Raw genomic sequence first — 15,136 nt, 5'->3', positions numbered from 1 at the left:
AGTATATGACCAACCCCCTGAACAGCGAGCGCCTGATCCTGCGGCCCTGGCGCGACGACGATCTCGACGCCCTGGCGCAGCTGTGCGCCGACCCCGAGGTGATGGCGCATTTTCCCGCCGTGCAGGACCGCGCCGGCAGCGCCGCGCTGCTCGGCAAGTTGATGGCGCACCAGGCCGAGCATGGCTTCACCTTCTGGGCGCTGCAGGGGCGCGAGGATGGTGCCTTTATCGGTTTCACCGGGCTGGCGCGGGTTGGCTTCGATGCGCCCTTCGTACCGGCGGTGGAGACTGGTTGGCGCCTGGCTCGATCCTACTGGGGCCAAGGTTATGCTCTGGAAGCGGCGCAGCGTTCGTTGCAGTTCGCCTTCGAGGATTTGGCGCTGGACGAAGTGGTGGCCTTCACCGTACCGGCCAATCGACGCTCCTGGGGCGTGATGCAGCGCCTGGGCATGCAGCGCGATCCGGCCGATGACTTCGAGCATCCCGGCCTGCCGCCTGGCCATCCGCTACGTCCGCATCTGCTCTATCGCATCAAGCGGGAGGGCTGGCATGGACGCTGAACAGCAGGTGCGTGCCTATCACGAACTCAGCAAGCACGCGCCGAACGCCTATGCGCCAGGCCCCGGTCAACTGGACTGGGCGACCCAGCCGGCGCCGTTCCGCCGTTACACCGGCAGTCGTCTGATCGAGCTGTGGCAGCGCCCGCTGGAAGAAACGTCAGGCTACGACGTGCCCTTCGCTGGTCCTATTGGCAAGGCGCAGCCACTGAGTCGCGCCAGCCTCTCGCAACTGCTGTACGACAGCCTGGCCCTGTCGGCCTGGAAGGAGTCCGTTGGCAACCGCTGGGCGCTGCGGGTCAATCCGTCATCCGGCAATCTGCACCCGACCGAGGCTTATCTGCTGTTGCCGCCGGGCAGCGTCGAAGAGGCAGGGCTGCTGGCGCATTACGCGCCGGATGCGCACGGCCTGGAAGTGCGCGCCGAGCTGCCGGCGCCGCTGGGTGAGCAGCTGCAGGCCGCGTTGCCGGCCGGTGGCTTCCTGCTTGGCCTGGCCAGCATCCCCTGGCGCGAGGCCTGGAAGTACGGCGAGCGCGCCTACCGCTACTGCCAGCACGATCTCGGCCACGCCCTGGCCTGCCTGAGCATCGCTGCAGCGATTCAGGGTTGGCAGGTGCGTCTGCTGGGTGGTGTGGCCGAGGCGCGCCTGGACGGCCTGCTGGGACTGGATCGCGAGGGTTTTCACGAGGCCGAGTATGGCGATTGCCTGCTCTGGGTCGGACCGCCGAGCGAAGAGTTCGCTCTGCCCGAAACGCTGCTGCGCGGCCTGACGGCGCTGGAGCTGAGTGGCGCGCCCAATCGTCTGTCGCGCCAGTACCGTGATTGGCCGGAGCTGGCGCTGGTGCATGCGCTGTGCCGGGCACCGGCTCAGTCAGCTCTGAGCTGGCAGGCGCCGGGCGGGCATAGATGCATCGACAATCCTGGCCTACCGCTGCGCCCGATCCTGCATCGGCGGCGCAGCGCCCAAGCCTTCGACGGTCGCAGTGGCATCCAGGCCGCGCTGCTGTTCGCCTGGCTACGCCGCCTGCTGCCGGCAAACTCGCCGGTGCCCTTCGCGCTGAGCGCTGCACCGGCGCAGGTCGACCTGCTGCTGTTCGTCCACCGTGTGCAGGGCCTGGAGCCGGGGCTGTACTGGCTGGCGCGCGGCGATGGCCAGCCGCAGCCGGAGGGGATGCGTGGCGACTTCGCCTGGCAGCGCGTGCACGACGAGCTGCCGCTGTACCGCCTGCTCGAAGGCGATGCCCGTGGCCTGGCCGGCTTCCTCTCCTGTGGCCAGGACATCGCCAGCGACGGCTGCGTGGCCCTGGCCATGCTGGCGCGCTTCGACGCGGCGCTGGCCGCTGGCGCCTGGCACTACCCGCGGCTGTACTGGGAGTGTGGGCATATCGGCCAGCTGCTGTATCTGGAGGCCGAGGCGGCGGGGCTGTCCGGTACCGGTATCGGCTGTTTCTTCGACGATCAGGTGCACGAATTGCTGGAACTGGCCGACAGCCGCTGGCAAAGCCTTTACCATTTCACTATCGGCCGCGCGGTGTGGGATGAGCGCCTCACCAGCGCGCCGGCCTATAACGAATTGCGTGTGCCGCCGAGGAGTGATGTATGAGTCAAGTGCTGGATGATCTGGTGTCCCTGTTGGGCATGGAGCAGATCGAGGAAAACCTGTTCCGTGGGCGCAGCCAGGACCTGGGTTTCCGCCAGCTGTTCGGCGGCCAGGTTCTCGGCCAGTGCGTGTCGGCGGCCAACCAGACCGTCGAGCAGGCGCGCCACGTGCACTCGTTGCACGGCTACTTCCTGCGCCCCGGCGATGCCAGCCTGCCAGTGGTCTACCACGTCGACCGCGTGCGTGACGGTGGCAGCTTCAGCACCCGCCGGGTCACCGCGGTGCAGAAGGGCCAGCCGATCTTCTTCTGCTCGGCCTCGTTCCAGGCCGACGAAGAGGGCTTCCATCACCAGTTGCCGATGCCCGAAGTGCCGGGGCCGGAGAACCTGCCCTCGGAGACCGACATCGCACGCCAGGTGGCGCACCTGATCCCCGAGCGTATGCGTGATCGGATGATCAGCGAGAAGCCGATCGAGATCCGCCCGGTGACCCGCATCAATCCCTTCGCCCCCGAGCCGTGCGAGCCGATCAAGTACGTGTGGTTCCGCGCCAACGGCCAGCTGCCGGACGAGCCGCAACTGCACAAGCTGCTGCTGGCCTACGCCAGCGACTTCAACCTGCTGACCACCTCGATGCAGCCGCACGGCGTGTCGGTGTTCCAGAAGTTCATGCAGGTGGCCAGCCTCGACCACTCGCTGTGGTTCCACGCCGACCTGCGCATGGACGACTGGCTGCTGTACGCCATGGACAGCCCCTGGTCCGGCAATGCCCGCGGCTTCTCGCGCGCCAGCATCTTCGACCGCAGCGGTCGCCTGGTGGCCTCCTCGGCGCAGGAGGGGCTTACCCGCCTGCGTGAGGATTGGAAGTGAGTTTGCAGGACTGCCGCCACTGGGTCTTCGACATGGACGGCACCCTGACGGTGGCCGTGCATGACTTCCCGGCGATCAAACGTGCGCTGAACATTCCCCAGGAAGACGACATCCTCCATCACCTCGCGGCGCTGCCGGCGGACGAGGCCGCGGCCAAGCACGCCTGGCTGATGGAGCACGAGCGCGAGCTGGCCATCGGCTCGGTGGCCGCGGTCGGCGCCGTGGAGCTGGTGCGGGCTCTGCATGAGCGTGGCTGCCGCCTCGGCATCCTCACCCGCAACGCCCACGAGCTGGCGCTGGTGACCCTGGCCGCCATCGGTTTGGGCGACTGCTTCGCATCGCACGATGTGATCGGCCGCGGCGAGGCGATTCCCAAGCCCGATGCCGACGGCTTGCTGCAACTGGCGGCGCGCTGGGGCGTGGCGCCGAGCGCGCTGGTGATGGTCGGCGACTACCGCTTCGACCTGGAGTGCGCCCAGGCCGCCGGCGCCCAGGGCGTGCTGGTCAACCTGCCGGACAACCCCTGGCCGGAGCTGACCGACCTGCACGCGCCAGACTGCGCGGCGCTGCTGGCGCGGCTTCAGTAGCGGTACTCACCGCCCTGGATCGCTGCATGCAGCTCGGCGCTCACCGGCACGTAGCGCTCGGCGCCGGGTAGCCAGGCGTACAGCGGGTCGTCGCAGCGCGCCGGGTCGAAGCCTTGGTCCTTGAGCGGCGCCTTCTTGTGTTTGAAGGTGCCGGTGGTCTCCATCTTCTCGCTCAGGCGCAGGAACAGCGGCACCGCGTAGTGCGGCAGCTCGCGGCGCAGCTCGGCGAGCAGGCCCTGGAAGTCGAAGTCGGCCGGGGCGCGGTCGAGGCGGATGCAGGCCATGCCAGCGCGGCCGTTGGTGCCGGCGATCTCCACGCCGTAGACCACCGCCTCGCCGACACCGTCGATACCGTCCAGTACTGCCTCCACCTCGGTGGTGGAGACGTTCTCGCCCTTCCAGCGGAAGGTGTCGCCCAGGCGGTCGACGAACTGCGCGTGGCGCCAGCCCTGGTGCAGCATCAGGTCGCCAGTGTTGAACCAGGCGTCGCCCGGTTTGAACACGTCGCGCAGGATGCAGCTCTCGGTCTTGGCCGGGTCGGTGTAGCCGTGGAACGGCGTTTTCTCGGTGATCTCGCCGATCAGCAGGCCGGGCTCGCCGGGGCTGACCTTCTGCAGGTGGCCGCGCTCGTCACGCAGTGGTGCCTCGCTGTCGCGGTCGTAGCGGACGATGGCGTAGGGGTAGGGGGTGAAGCCCACCGTGTTGTCCAGGTTGAGCAGGTTGGTGAAGCCGATGTTGCCTTCGCTGGAGGCATAGAACTCGATCACCCGCTGGATGCCGAAACGCTGCTTGAAGGTGCCCCAGATGGCCGGGCGCATGCCGTTGCCGACCATGATGCGCAGCGGGTTGTCGGCGTCATCCGCCAGCGCCGGGCGCTCCAGCAGGTAGCGGCACAGCTCGCCGACATAGCCGAAGGCGGTGGCGCCGTGACGGCGTACTTCGTCGAGGAAGCGGCTGGCGCTGAACTTGCGCACCATGATCAGCGCCGCCCCGGCGGACAGCGCCGAGCCCCAACACACTACCATGGCGGTGGCGTGGTAGAAGGGCAGGCTGCAGTAAATGCGGTCGTCACGGCTCAGGCGCACGGCGCCGTAGCCGAAGATGCCGTAGCCCTTGAGGAAGCGCCCGTGGTTGAACACCACGGCCTTGGGCAGGCCGGTGGTACCCGAGGTGTAGATGTAGAAGCAGGGATCTTCGGCCTGCACCGGGCGCGCCAGCGGCGGCGCCGTGTCCGGTTGTGCGGCCAGTTCGGCGGCCGGGTGCTGCCAGCCGGCCGGGGCCTGGCCGGGGTCGCGCCAGGTCGGGCGGTCGGCGAAGTAGTAGCGGGCGTCGGCCGGCAGTTGCAGCTGCTCCTGCACTTCCTCGAAGGCGCTCAGCAGTTCCTCGCCGACCAGGGCGATACGTGGCTTGACCAGGTTGATGCTGTGGGCCAGTACCTGGCCGCGCTGGCTGCTGTTGAGCAGCGCCACCACCACGCCGAGCTTGGCGCAGGCGATCACGCAGGCCAGCAGCTCCAGGCGATTCTCCAGCAGCAGTACGGCGCAGTCGCCCTGGGCCAGGCCGCCGGCGCGCAGGCGATGGGCCAGGCGGTTGGCCCACTGGTCCAGTTCGGTGTAATTCAGCTGCTCGTCGCCCTGGATCAGCGCGGCGCCCAGCGGGTTGTCGCGCGCGGCGCTCTCCACGCACTGGGCCAGGCCGCCGACGGCACTGCCACGGGCGCGGCTGGCCAGGCTCAGGCCGCGGAGGATGCCGGGCAGGCTGGCGAGCATGTAGGGCACGCGGGACAGTAAGCGTGGCAAGGTGAGAACGGCGGCATGGTTCATGGTGGGCCTGCGATGTTGTTGTTATTCGCCGCAATCTACGCAAGGCATGGCTGAGCTGTTGATAGCCACAGGTCGCAACGGACTGGCAATTCGTCTCACTGGCGCCGCACAATCGGCCATCTCGTAGGTGAAAGGATTTGCCGTCATGCTGGACACCGCCCCCAGCGCCACCGCCTCGCTGCTCCTCGACCTGTACCAGAGCCTGCGCCGTCTGCAGCTGGTCGGCCCGGCCGATCTGGTCGAGCTGGGCCTGGCGCCGAACACGCAGCTGGACCTGGAGGCGCGCATCCCGGTGGCCTGGCTGCTGCGCCTGTGGCAGCTGGCCGCCGAGCGCGGCGCGCCGGCCGATCTCGGCCTGCAGCTGGGCCAGCAGCGTGGCCTGCAAAGCCGTGGCCCGGTGGCCAACCTGGCGGCGATGAGCGCCACCCTCGGCGAGGCGCTGGAGCTGTTCCGCCAACACAGCCCGGTGATGAGCGAGTGCGAGAACCTGCGGGTCGAGCAGGTTGCCGATCGGGTGCGCATCGATTTCCTGTTCACCGCCCCCTTGGCCGGCCACCCGCCCGCCTGTGAATACAGCCTGAGTTCTGCCTTGTGCTGGGGCCGGCAGATGAGCGGCACGCGGCTGGTGCCGCTGCGCGTGGGCTTCCGCCATATGCCGCTGGCCGGCTCGGCCAGCTACCGGCAGATCCTCGGTTGCCCGGTGCGCTTCGGCGAGCCGCTGGATTACCTCGAGATGGCGGCGGCGGACATGCAACTGCCGCTGCTCGGCGGCAACGACTACATCAAGGGCCTGCTGTTGCAGCGGGTTCGTGACATGCAGGCGCATCTGCCCAGCCAGCACAGCCTGCGTCAGCAGGTGCTGCACCTGATCGAGCTTGGCCTGCTCGATGGGGGCTTCTCGGTACAGGCGGTGGCGCGCCGCCTGCGCACCAGTCGGCAGACCCTGCACCGGCATTTGCGCGAGGAGGGCTGCAGCTTCTCCGAACTGTTGGCCGAAGTGCGCCGCGAGCATGCGCTGCGCCGCCTGCAGCAGGCGGGCTGTCGGGTCGAGCAGCTCAGTCGCGAGCTAGGTTTCGCCGAACCGAGTGCCTTCTACAAAGCGTTCAAGGGCTGGTTCGGCGTCTCACCCAAGGCCTACCAAGAGCAGCAACAGAGCGGCTAGCTCCCGGCGCGCTCTACAGCTTGGCCGCCTTGAAGGTGTCGCAGCGCCCCGGCTGGCCGCTGTCGAAGCCGGCGCTGAACCAGCGCATGCGCTGCGCGGAGGTGCCGTGGGTGAAGGAGTCCGGCACCACGGTGCCGCGGCTCTGCTTCTGCAGGCGGTCGTCGCCGATGGCATTGGCGGCGTTCAACGCTTCCTCCAGGTCGCCTGGTTCCAGCCAGTCCAGGCGCTGCTGGGCGTGGTGCGCCCAAACTCCGGCCAGGCAGTCGGCCTGCAGCTCCTGGCGTACCAGCAGACCGTTGTCGCCCTCCACCCGCTCGCCACGCTGGCGCGCCGCGTTGACCTTAGCCGAGACGCCGAGCAGGGTCTGCACGTGGTGACCGACCTCGTGGGCGATCACGTAGGCCTGGGCGAAGTCGCCGGCTGCGGAGAAGCGTGTCTCCATCTCGCGGAAGAACGACAGGTCGAGATAGACCTGGCGATCACCGGGGCAGTAGAAGGGGCCGACGGCGGCATCGGCGAAGCCACAGGCTGAGCGAACGCCGCCGCTGAACAGCACGAGTTTCGGGTCCTGGTATTGCTTGCCTGAGGACTGGAAGATGGCGCGCCAGGTGTCTTCGGTGTCGCCCAGTACGGCGCGCACGAACTCACTCTGCTGGTCGTTGGCCGCCGGAGCACGCTGTTCCTGTACTGGCGCACCCTGCTGCATGCCCTGGTTGACCACGTTGCCGAGGATGGTCAGCGGGTCCTGACCCATCAGCAGACCGATCACCACAACCACGGCGATACCACCCAGGCTCAGGCCCTTGCCGCCGCCGAAGCGCATGCCGCCGCCACTGCCACGGGCGTCCACCACGTTGTCGCTGCGTCTACCTCTTTCCCAGCGCATGGGCGCGCTCCTTCAATCCGTCGAGGCTGATAGTGTCGTCGCCTCGGCGGGAGCGCGCCAGCCCGGATTCACTCCGCCGGATAGTCGGCCAGTACCTGCTCCTTGCCGTCCTTGTCCAGCCCGATCACCTGATAGGCGTGCCGCATGCCGGTCTCCATGCCTGGCGATCCATGGGGCATGCCCGGCACAGCGGCTCCGAGCAGGTCGGGGCGGCCCTGCAGGGCGAGGATGTCGCGTGCCGGTACATGGCCCTCGACGAACTTGCCGTCGATCACCCCGGTATGGCACGACGCCAGGCGCGGCGGTACGCCGAGGCGCTGCTTGACCGTGCTCATGTCGTCCTCGACCAGATCGTTGACCTTGATGCCGTTCTCTTCCAGGTGGCTGATCCAGGCCTTGCAGCAGCCGCAGTTGGCATCACGATGGACGTCCATGGTGACGGGCTCGGCCGCCTGGGTGGTGCTGGCGAACAGGAGGGCGGCTAGAGGCAGGAGGCGCATGGTGGATTCCTCGATGAAATAGATGGTCGGCAGGATAACGCTGTCGATTCGACAGTCCCAGATCGTGACTGTTTCCGCCTGCGACGATGCGTCCTATGCTCGCAGCACCCACAAGGAGATAGATGATGCTGCCCGCTCGTATCCTGCTGGCCGTCCAGGCCCTGTTGCTCGCCGGTTTTGGCCTGGCCTACTTCATTCGCCCCCAGGAGATGGCCAACCTCAGTGGCATGCTGTTGATGGAGCCTGCCTCACTCACCGATGTGCGTGCCTATTACGGTGGTTTGCAGTTGGGCTTGGCGGCGTGGCTGGGGTTGGCCCTGGCGCGTGTCGATCTGCTACGCCCGGCTTTGATGTTGCTGGTGCTGCTCTATGCCAGCCTGTTCGTCGCACGCCTTGGCGGCCTTTGGCTGGATGGTGGTGCCCAGCAGACCTTCAATCTCTACGCGATGCTGTTCGAGGGCGTGTCGGCCGGGGTGGCGTTCTGGCTGTTGCGGCGCGTCTCAGTGACGGCGTAGCGCGTGGCTGCAGCGCAGCATGTCGAGCAGGGCGTCGACTAACTGATCGGCCTGCCCGGCCAGCGAATCGCCGCCTGGCGCCAGCAGCCAGTTGGCCTGGAGGCCGTGGACATAGCCATGCAGGCAGAGGGTGGCGCGGCGACAGTCGAGGTCGGCCGGTAGTTGCCCCTTGCTGACCGCATTGCGTAATGATTTCTCGATACGCTCGTCGCACTCCACATGCAGCGCTTGCATCTTCTGCCGAAGGTCGCCGAGGTCGTCGGTGTACTCGCATTTGTGCGCGAGAATTTCCTGGATGCGCCGGCTTTGCGGGTCCAACTCCACATTGCGCAGCAGGCGCACCAGCAGCTCGCGGGTCTGACCCAGCGGGTTGGGTTCGTCCTCGCGCTCACTGGCCTGCGCCAGTTCTTCCAGCGGCAGGTGCAGGCGCTCGAGCATGGCCTGGAACAGGTCGACCTTGTTCTGGAAGTGCCAGTAGATGGCGCCGCGAGTCACCCCTGCACCGCTGGCGATATCGGCGAGGGAGGTGCGCGACACCCCTCGCTCGTGGAACAGATGTTCGGCGGCGTCCAGGATGCGCTGGCGAGTTTCTTCGGCTTCCTCTTTGGTGCGTCGGGCCATGGTTGGGGCAGTATGTAAAATTCGAGAAAAGTTACGAATGCGATGGTTTTCGCTCATTTACAAACATTCTAGTATGTAAGTATATTTGTTAGCCAGCTAAACAGTTACTCCTTCCCCGCGCCCGGTCTCGTCTGACCGAGCCGTCTCCCTGACATGAGGTCGATTCAGATGCAGAAGAAGCCAGCCTTCACAGCTATGGTTTCCGCCGTCGCTCTGGCTACGTTGGTGCTTACCGGCTGCCAGGAGAGTGCTCCGCCGCCTGCCGCCCAGACACCCCAAGTGGGCGTGGTAACCCTGCAGCCGCAGGTATTTACGCTGACCGCCGAGCTGCCGGGGCGCACCAGTGCCTACCGCGTTGCCGAGGTGCGACCGCAGGTCGATGGCATCATTCAGAAGCGCCTGTTCACCGAGGGATCAGAGGTCAAGGCCGGGCAGCAGCTGTACCAGATCGACTCATCCGTCTATCAGGCCAGCTTCAAGAGCGCACAGGCCACTCTGGCCTCGACCCAGTCGCTGGCCGAGCGCTACAAGGATCTGGTCAGCGACCAGGCCGTGAGCAAGCAGGCCTATGACGAGGCCCAGGCCGCGCGCCTGCAGGCCGAGGCTGCGCTGGAGCGTGCACGCATCGACCTGCGCTACACCAAGGTGCTTGCGCCGATCTCGGGTCGTGTAGGGCGCTCGGTCGTGACCGAGGGGGCACTGGTCAACAACGGCCAGGCCAATGCTCTGGCGACCATCCAGCAGCTCGATCCGATCTATGTCGACGTGACCCAGTCGACCAGCGAACTGCTGCGCCTGCGTCGGGACCTGGCCAGCGGGAAGCTGCAGAAGGCCGGCGACAACGGCGCCAAGGTCAGGCTGAAGCTGGAAGACGGCAGCGACTATGCCCAGGAGGGTACGTTGGAGTTCTCCGAGGTGTCGGCGGACGAGGGGACCGGCTCGGTGACCCTGCGCGCCGTCTTCCCTAACCCAGAGCATCTGTTGCTGCCTGGCATGTTCGTGCATGCCCAGCTCAGCTCTGCGGTCAATCAGCAGGCGATCCTTGCCCCGCAGCAGGGCGTGACCCGTGATCCGAAAGGGCAGGCTACCGCGCTGGTAGTGGGTGAGGGCAACAAGGTGGAGCTGCGCAAGCTCCAGGCTGAGAGGACTTCCGGCAACCGCTGGTTGGTGAACGAGGGGCTGAAGCCGGGAGATCGTCTGATCACCGAAGGCTTGCAGTTCATCAAGCCGGGTGATGAGGTCAATCCGGCCGAAGCCACCAATGTCTCCGGCGACAAGCCGAGTTCGGCCGACCTGGTCCAGAGCCGCTAAGGAGCGAGTGATGTCGAAGTTCTTTATCGACAGACCGATCTTCGCCTGGGTGATCGCATTGGTGATCATGCTGGCCGGCGGGCTGTCCATCCTCAAGTTACCGATCAACCAGTACCCGAGCATCGCCCCGCCTGCCGTCGGCATCCAGGTGTCGTATCCGGGGGCTTCCGCCCAGACCGTTCAGGACACGGTGGTTCAGGTCATCGAGCAGCAGCTCAACGGCATCGATGGGCTGCGCTATGTCAGCTCATCGAGCAACTCCGATGGCAGCATGGAAATCACCGTGACCTTCGAGCAGGGAGTCAATCCGGATATCGCTCAGGTTCAGGTGCAGAACAAGCTGCAGCTGGCCACCCCGCTGCTGCCGCAAGAGGTTCAGCAGCAGGGTATCCGCGTGACCAAGGCGGTAAAGAACTTCCTGCTGGTCATCGGTGTGGTGTCCACCGACGGAAGCATGACCCGCGAGGACTTGGCCAACTATATCGTCTCCAACCTGCAGGACCCGATCTCGCGCACCAAGGGTGTGGGCGACTTCCAGGTATTCGGTGCTCAGTACGCCATGCGCATCTGGCTCGATCCGGCCAAGCTGAACAACTTCCAGCTGACTCCGGTCGATGTGCGCACTGCCATCCAGGCGCAGAACGTGCAGATTTCCTCCGGCCAGTTCGGTGGCCTGCCAGCGGCGCCGGGCAACCAGCTCAACGCCACCATCATCGGCAAGACCCGCCTGCAGACTCCGGAGGAATTCCGCAACATCCTGCTCAAGGTCAACCGCGATGGCTCCCAGGTGCGCCTGGGTGATGTGGCCAAGGTCGAGCTGGGCGGCGAGAACTACGCCATCAACGCCCAGTACAACGGCATGCCGGCGTCCGGTCTGGCCATCAAGCTGGCCACCGGCGCGAATGCTCTCGATACCGCCAAGGCGGTTCGCGAGACCATCGCCAATCTCGAGCCGTTCTTCCCGGCAGGCATGGAAGTGGTGTTCCCCTACGACACCACACCGGTCATCTCGGCCTCCATCGAGGGTGTTGTGAAGACCCTGTTCGAGGCCATCGGGCTGGTGTTCCTGGTGATGTTCCTGTTCCTGCAGAACCTGCGCGCCACCATCATCCCTACCCTGGCCGTACCGGTGGTGCTGCTCGGCACCTTCGGCGTGCTGTCGGCATTCGGATTCTCCATCAATACGCTGACCATGTTCGCCATGGTTCTGGCCATCGGTTTGCTGGTGGACGACGCCATCGTGGTGGTTGAGAACGTCGAACGGGTAATGCGCGAGGACGGCCTTTCTCCGAAAGAAGCTACGCGCAAGTCGATGGGGCAGATCCAGGGAGCCCTGGTCGGTATTGCGCTGGTGCTGTCGGCTGTGTTCCTGCCCATGGCCTTCTTCGGCGGCTCGACCGGGGTGATCTACCGGCAGTTCTCCATCACCATCGTCTCGGCGATGACGCTTTCGGTGCTGGTGGCGCTGATCTTCACCCCGGCGCTGTGCGCGACTCTGCTCAAACCGATCGATGGCGATCACCATGACGCCAAGCGTGGTTTCTTCGGCTGGTTCAACCGCACGTTCGATCGGGGCAGCAATGCCTATCAGCGTGGCGTGGGCGCCATGCTCAAGCGCAAGGCTCCCTACCTGCTGCTCTATCTGGTGATCGTCGGCATCATGGTGTGGATGTTCACCCGCATCCCCACCGCCTTCCTCCCGGAAGAGGACCAGGGCGTGCTGTTCGCCCAGGTGCAGACTCCTGCCGGGTCCAGCGCCGAGCGAACCCAGGCCGTGGTCGATGACATGCGCGAGTATCTGCTCAATGACGAGGCCGGTGCGGTCAAGTCGGTGTTCACGGTCACCGGCTTCAACTTTGCAGGTCGCGGACAGAGTTCCGGCATGGCGTTCATCATGCTCAAGCCCTGGGGCGATCGCCCCGGCGAGGAGAATGGTGTCGCAGCGCTGGCTCAGCGTGCGCAGCAGCACTTCTTCAGCTTCCGTGACGCCATGGTGTTCGCGTTTGCTCCGCCGGCCGTCATGGAACTGGGTAACGCCACCGGCTTCAACCTGTTCCTGCAGGATCAGGCCGGCGTAGGCCACGAGGTGCTCAACGAGGCTCGCGACAAGTTCCTGCAGTTGGCCAACGAACACCCGGTCCTCGACAGCGTGCGTGCCAACGGCCTGCGCGACGAGCCGCAGTACCAACTGCTGATCGATGACGAGCGTGCTCGCGCGCTCGGCCTGTCGCTGTCCGACATCAACAGCACTCTGTCGATTTCCTGGGGCGCCAGCTACGTCAACGACTTCATCGATCGTGGTCGGGTGAAGAAGGTCTACCTGCAGGGTTCGCCGGACTCGCGCATGAGTCCCGAGGACCTGAACAAGTGGTACGTACGCAACGACCAGGGCCAGATGGTACCGTTCAGCGCCTTTGCCAGTGGTGAGTGGACCTACGGCCCGCCCAAGTTGGCACGCTACAACGGCGTGTCGGCGGTCGAGATCCTCGGTGCCCCGGCACCTGGCTACAGCTCGGGTGACGCCATGGCGGCGGTAGAGCAGATCGCTGGGCAACTGCCGGAAGGCGTCGGCTATGCCTGGACCGGACTGTCATACGAGGAGCGCCTGTCCGGTGCTCAGGCTCCGGCGCTGTATGCGATCTCGCTGCTGGTGGTCTTCCTCTGCCTGGCCGCGTTGTACGAGAGTTGGTCGGTGCCGTTCTCGGTCATGCTGGTGGTGCCGCTGGGGATCATCGGTGCGCTGCTGTTCACCAGCCTGCGGGGTCTGTCCAACGACGTGTTCTTCCAGGTTGGCCTGTTGACCACCATTGGCCTGTCGGCGCGCAACGCGATTCTCATCGTGGAGTTCGCCAAGGCCCAGTACGAGCAGGGCATGAGCCTTGCCGAGGCGGCTATCGAGGCGTGCCGCATGCGTCTGCGTCCGATCGTCATGACCTCCCTGGCATTCATCCTCGGCGTCCTGCCGCTGGCAATCGCCAGTGGTGCCGGTGCCGGCAGCAAGCACGCCATCGGTACCGGTGTGATTGGCGGCATGCTCAGTGCTCTGTTGCTGGCGATCTTCTGGATTCCGCTGTTCTACGTGCTGGTCTGCTCGCTGTTCGAGAAGAAACGGGTTGAGCCGGTTGCCGAGAAGGAGGCCCTGCAGTGAGGCAGTCCCTGTTGTCCCTCGCCGTCGCCAGCGTGTTGCTGAGCGGCTGCACGATGATCCCCGACTACCTGCGCCCTGTGGCGCCGGTGGATGGTGCCTGGCCGCAAGGCGAGGCCTACACCGCCAATGGTGCCGCACAGACTTCCACGGCAGCAGCTGAGCTGGGGTGGCGCGAGTTCTTCCGTGATCCGGCACTGCAAGGCCTGGTGGAAACCGCCCTGGCCAACAACCGCGACCTGCGCATCGCTGCGCTTAATGTCGAGGCCTACCGTGCCCAGCACCGCATCCAGCGCTCGGAGCTGTTCCCCAGCATTTCCGCCGCCGGTAGCGGCACCCGCCAGCGTCTGCCCGGCGACCTGTCGCAGAGCGGCGAGCCGACCACCGGCGGCCAGTACAGCGCCACGCTCGGCACCAGCGCGTGGGAGATCGATTTCTTCGGTCGCCTGCGCAGCCTCAACGAGCAGGCCCTGCAACAGTACTTCGCTGGCGAAGAGGCACAACGCAGCGCGCAGATCGCCCTGGTGGCCAGTGTGGCCAATGCCTACCTGACGCTGCAGGCCGATCAGCAACTGCTGCAGCTGACCCGCGATACGCTGGAGACCTACCGCAAGAGCTACACCCTTACGGAGCGCAGCTTCAACGTCGGTGTGGCCGATGCCCTGTCGCTGAGCCAGGCGCGCACGGCGGTGCAGAGTGCCGAGGCCAGCCTGGCGCAGTACAGCCGCCTAGTGGCTCAGGACCGCAACGCTCTGGCCCTGCTACTGGGTGGCGGTGTGCCGGCCGATCTGCCGCAGGGCGAAGTGCTGGGCAACGACCTGCTGGCCGAAGTGCCAGCTGGCCTGCCGTCCGAATTGCTGCAGCGCCGTCCGGATCTGCTCCAGGCCGAGCATCAGCTGCAGGCAGCCAACGCCAGCATCGGTGCCGCTCGTGCCGCGTTCTTCCCCAACATCAGTCTGACCGCCAATGCTGGCACTGCCAGCAGCGAGTTGTCCGGCCTGTTTGACGGGGGCTCCGGCACCTGGCTGTTCCAGCCATCGATCAATCTGCCGATCTTCACGGCCGGTCGCCTGAAGGCCAATCTCGACTACGCCGAGGTGCAGAAGAACATCCAGGTCGCAACCTACGAGAAAGCCATCCAGACCGCCTTCCAGGAAGTGGCTGATGGCCTTGCCGCACGGACGACCTACGAGCAGCAGCTCACTGCCCAGCGCGCGCTGGTCGGCACCAGCGAGGAGTATTACCGCCTCGCCGAACGCCGCTTCCGTACCGGGGTGGACAGCTACCTGACCCTGCTCGACGCCCAGCGCCAGCTGTTCAGCGCCCAGCAGCAACTGATCGGTGATCGCCTCAATCAGCTCACCAGCGAGGTCAACCTGTACAAGGCCCTCGGTGGTGGCTGGAACGAGCAGACCCAGGTGGCGACGGCTCCCTCTGCCGACTGACGGTCTACCTGAAACGAAAAGCCCCGGCATGCCGGGGCTTTTTTGTGGGCGCTGTGTGAGCCACCTGCGTAGGGTTCGCCGTGCGCACCATGAGTTGTGAGCGGTGCGGCGCACC

At 66.0% G+C, this 15,136-nt stretch carries 13 protein-coding genes; 9 read left to right on the top strand and 4 right to left on the bottom strand.

Features of this window, described 5'->3' with window-relative positions; all coding sequences use genetic code 11:
• Positions 1-5: 5 nt before the first annotated feature.
• The 4 genes from IB234_RS14130 to IB234_RS14115 are packed head-to-tail and all read left to right on the top strand — an operon-like array spanning position 6 to position 3,613.
• Positions 6-560 carry a GNAT family N-acetyltransferase gene (locus IB234_RS14130; protein ID WP_192318762.1) on the top strand — a complete coding sequence of 185 codons (555 nt, stop codon included), beginning with the start codon at positions 6-8 and terminating at the stop codon, positions 558-560.
• On the top strand, positions 550-2,160 hold the full coding sequence (locus IB234_RS14125) for a SagB/ThcOx family dehydrogenase (protein ID WP_192318760.1): 1,611 nt from the start codon (positions 550-552) through the stop codon (positions 2,158-2,160). The genes IB234_RS14130 and IB234_RS14125 overlap by 11 nt, the downstream gene beginning before the upstream one ends.
• Positions 2,157-3,026 carry an acyl-CoA thioesterase II gene (tesB, locus tag IB234_RS14120; RefSeq protein WP_192318758.1) on the top strand — a complete coding sequence of 290 codons (870 nt, stop codon included), beginning with the start codon at positions 2,157-2,159 and terminating at the stop codon, positions 3,024-3,026. The genes IB234_RS14125 and tesB overlap by 4 nt, the downstream gene beginning before the upstream one ends.
• A gap of 32 nt (positions 3,027-3,058) precedes the next feature.
• On the top strand, positions 3,059-3,613 hold the full coding sequence (locus IB234_RS14115) for an HAD family hydrolase (RefSeq protein ID WP_192319105.1): 555 nt from the start codon (positions 3,059-3,061) through the stop codon (positions 3,611-3,613).
• Here IB234_RS14115 and IB234_RS14110 read toward each other — a convergent pair.
• On the bottom strand, positions 3,607-5,436 hold the full coding sequence (locus IB234_RS14110) for a long-chain-acyl-CoA synthetase (protein WP_192318756.1): 1,830 nt from the start codon (positions 5,434-5,436) through the stop codon (positions 3,607-3,609). The two genes, IB234_RS14115 and IB234_RS14110, sit on opposite strands and share 7 nt — an antisense overlap.
• A 145-nt stretch (positions 5,437-5,581) precedes the next feature.
• On the opposite strand from IB234_RS14110, the gene IB234_RS14105 reads away from it, so the two are divergent.
• A complete protein-coding gene (locus IB234_RS14105) occupies positions 5,582-6,598 on the top strand; it encodes an AraC family transcriptional regulator (protein ID WP_192318754.1) in 1,017 nt (338 codons plus the stop codon).
• A 13-nt stretch (positions 6,599-6,611) separates the two neighbouring features.
• On the opposite strand, the gene IB234_RS14100 is transcribed toward IB234_RS14105, so the two are convergent.
• Together IB234_RS14100 and IB234_RS14095 are read right to left on the bottom strand one after the other, a co-directional pair.
• The gene (locus tag IB234_RS14100) at positions 6,612-7,484 is read right to left on the bottom strand and encodes a neutral zinc metallopeptidase (protein ID WP_192318752.1); all 873 of its coding nucleotides are present in this window, start codon (positions 7,482-7,484) and stop codon (positions 6,612-6,614) included.
• A gap of 68 nt (positions 7,485-7,552) precedes the next feature.
• On the bottom strand, positions 7,553-7,984 hold the full coding sequence (locus tag IB234_RS14095; protein ID WP_192318750.1) for a DUF411 domain-containing protein: 432 nt from the start codon (positions 7,982-7,984) through the stop codon (positions 7,553-7,555).
• 125 nt (positions 7,985-8,109) lie between these two features.
• Here IB234_RS14095 and IB234_RS14090 point away from each other — a divergent pair, with 125 nt between their 5' ends.
• Complete coding sequence (locus tag IB234_RS14090) at positions 8,110-8,499, top strand: DUF4345 family protein (protein ID WP_192318748.1); 390 nt, start codon at positions 8,110-8,112, stop codon at positions 8,497-8,499.
• Here the strand turns inward: IB234_RS14090 and IB234_RS14085 are convergent.
• Positions 8,485-9,120, bottom strand: a complete 636-nt coding sequence (locus IB234_RS14085; RefSeq protein ID WP_192318746.1) for a TetR family transcriptional regulator — start codon at positions 9,118-9,120, stop codon at positions 8,485-8,487. The genes IB234_RS14090 and IB234_RS14085 overlap by 15 nt on opposite strands.
• A gap of 168 nt (positions 9,121-9,288) precedes the next feature.
• On the opposite strand from IB234_RS14085, the gene IB234_RS14080 reads away from it, so the two are divergent.
• From IB234_RS14080 to adeC, 3 genes are read left to right on the top strand one after another with little or no spacing between them, the layout of a single operon-like run.
• A complete protein-coding gene (locus IB234_RS14080; RefSeq protein WP_192318744.1) occupies positions 9,289-10,431 on the top strand; it encodes an efflux RND transporter periplasmic adaptor subunit in 1,143 nt (380 codons plus the stop codon).
• Positions 10,432-10,441: 10 nt separating this feature from the next.
• Positions 10,442-13,579 (top strand): efflux RND transporter permease subunit, encoded by a 3,138-nt coding sequence (locus IB234_RS14075; protein WP_192318742.1) that lies wholly within the window; start codon positions 10,442-10,444, stop codon positions 13,577-13,579.
• The gene (gene adeC, locus IB234_RS14070; RefSeq protein WP_192318739.1) at positions 13,576-15,021 is read left to right on the top strand and encodes an AdeC/AdeK/OprM family multidrug efflux complex outer membrane factor; all 1,446 of its coding nucleotides are present in this window, start codon (positions 13,576-13,578) and stop codon (positions 15,019-15,021) included. The genes IB234_RS14075 and adeC overlap by 4 nt, the downstream gene beginning before the upstream one ends.
• Positions 15,022-15,136 lie beyond the last annotated feature (115 nt).

Source organism: Pseudomonas sp. PDM16, from assembly GCF_014851865.1.
GTDB lineage: Bacteria > Pseudomonadota > Gammaproteobacteria > Pseudomonadales > Pseudomonadaceae > Aquipseudomonas.
Note: the sequence above shows the minus strand (reverse complement) of the source record. Positions and strands in the feature narration are given on the sequence as shown.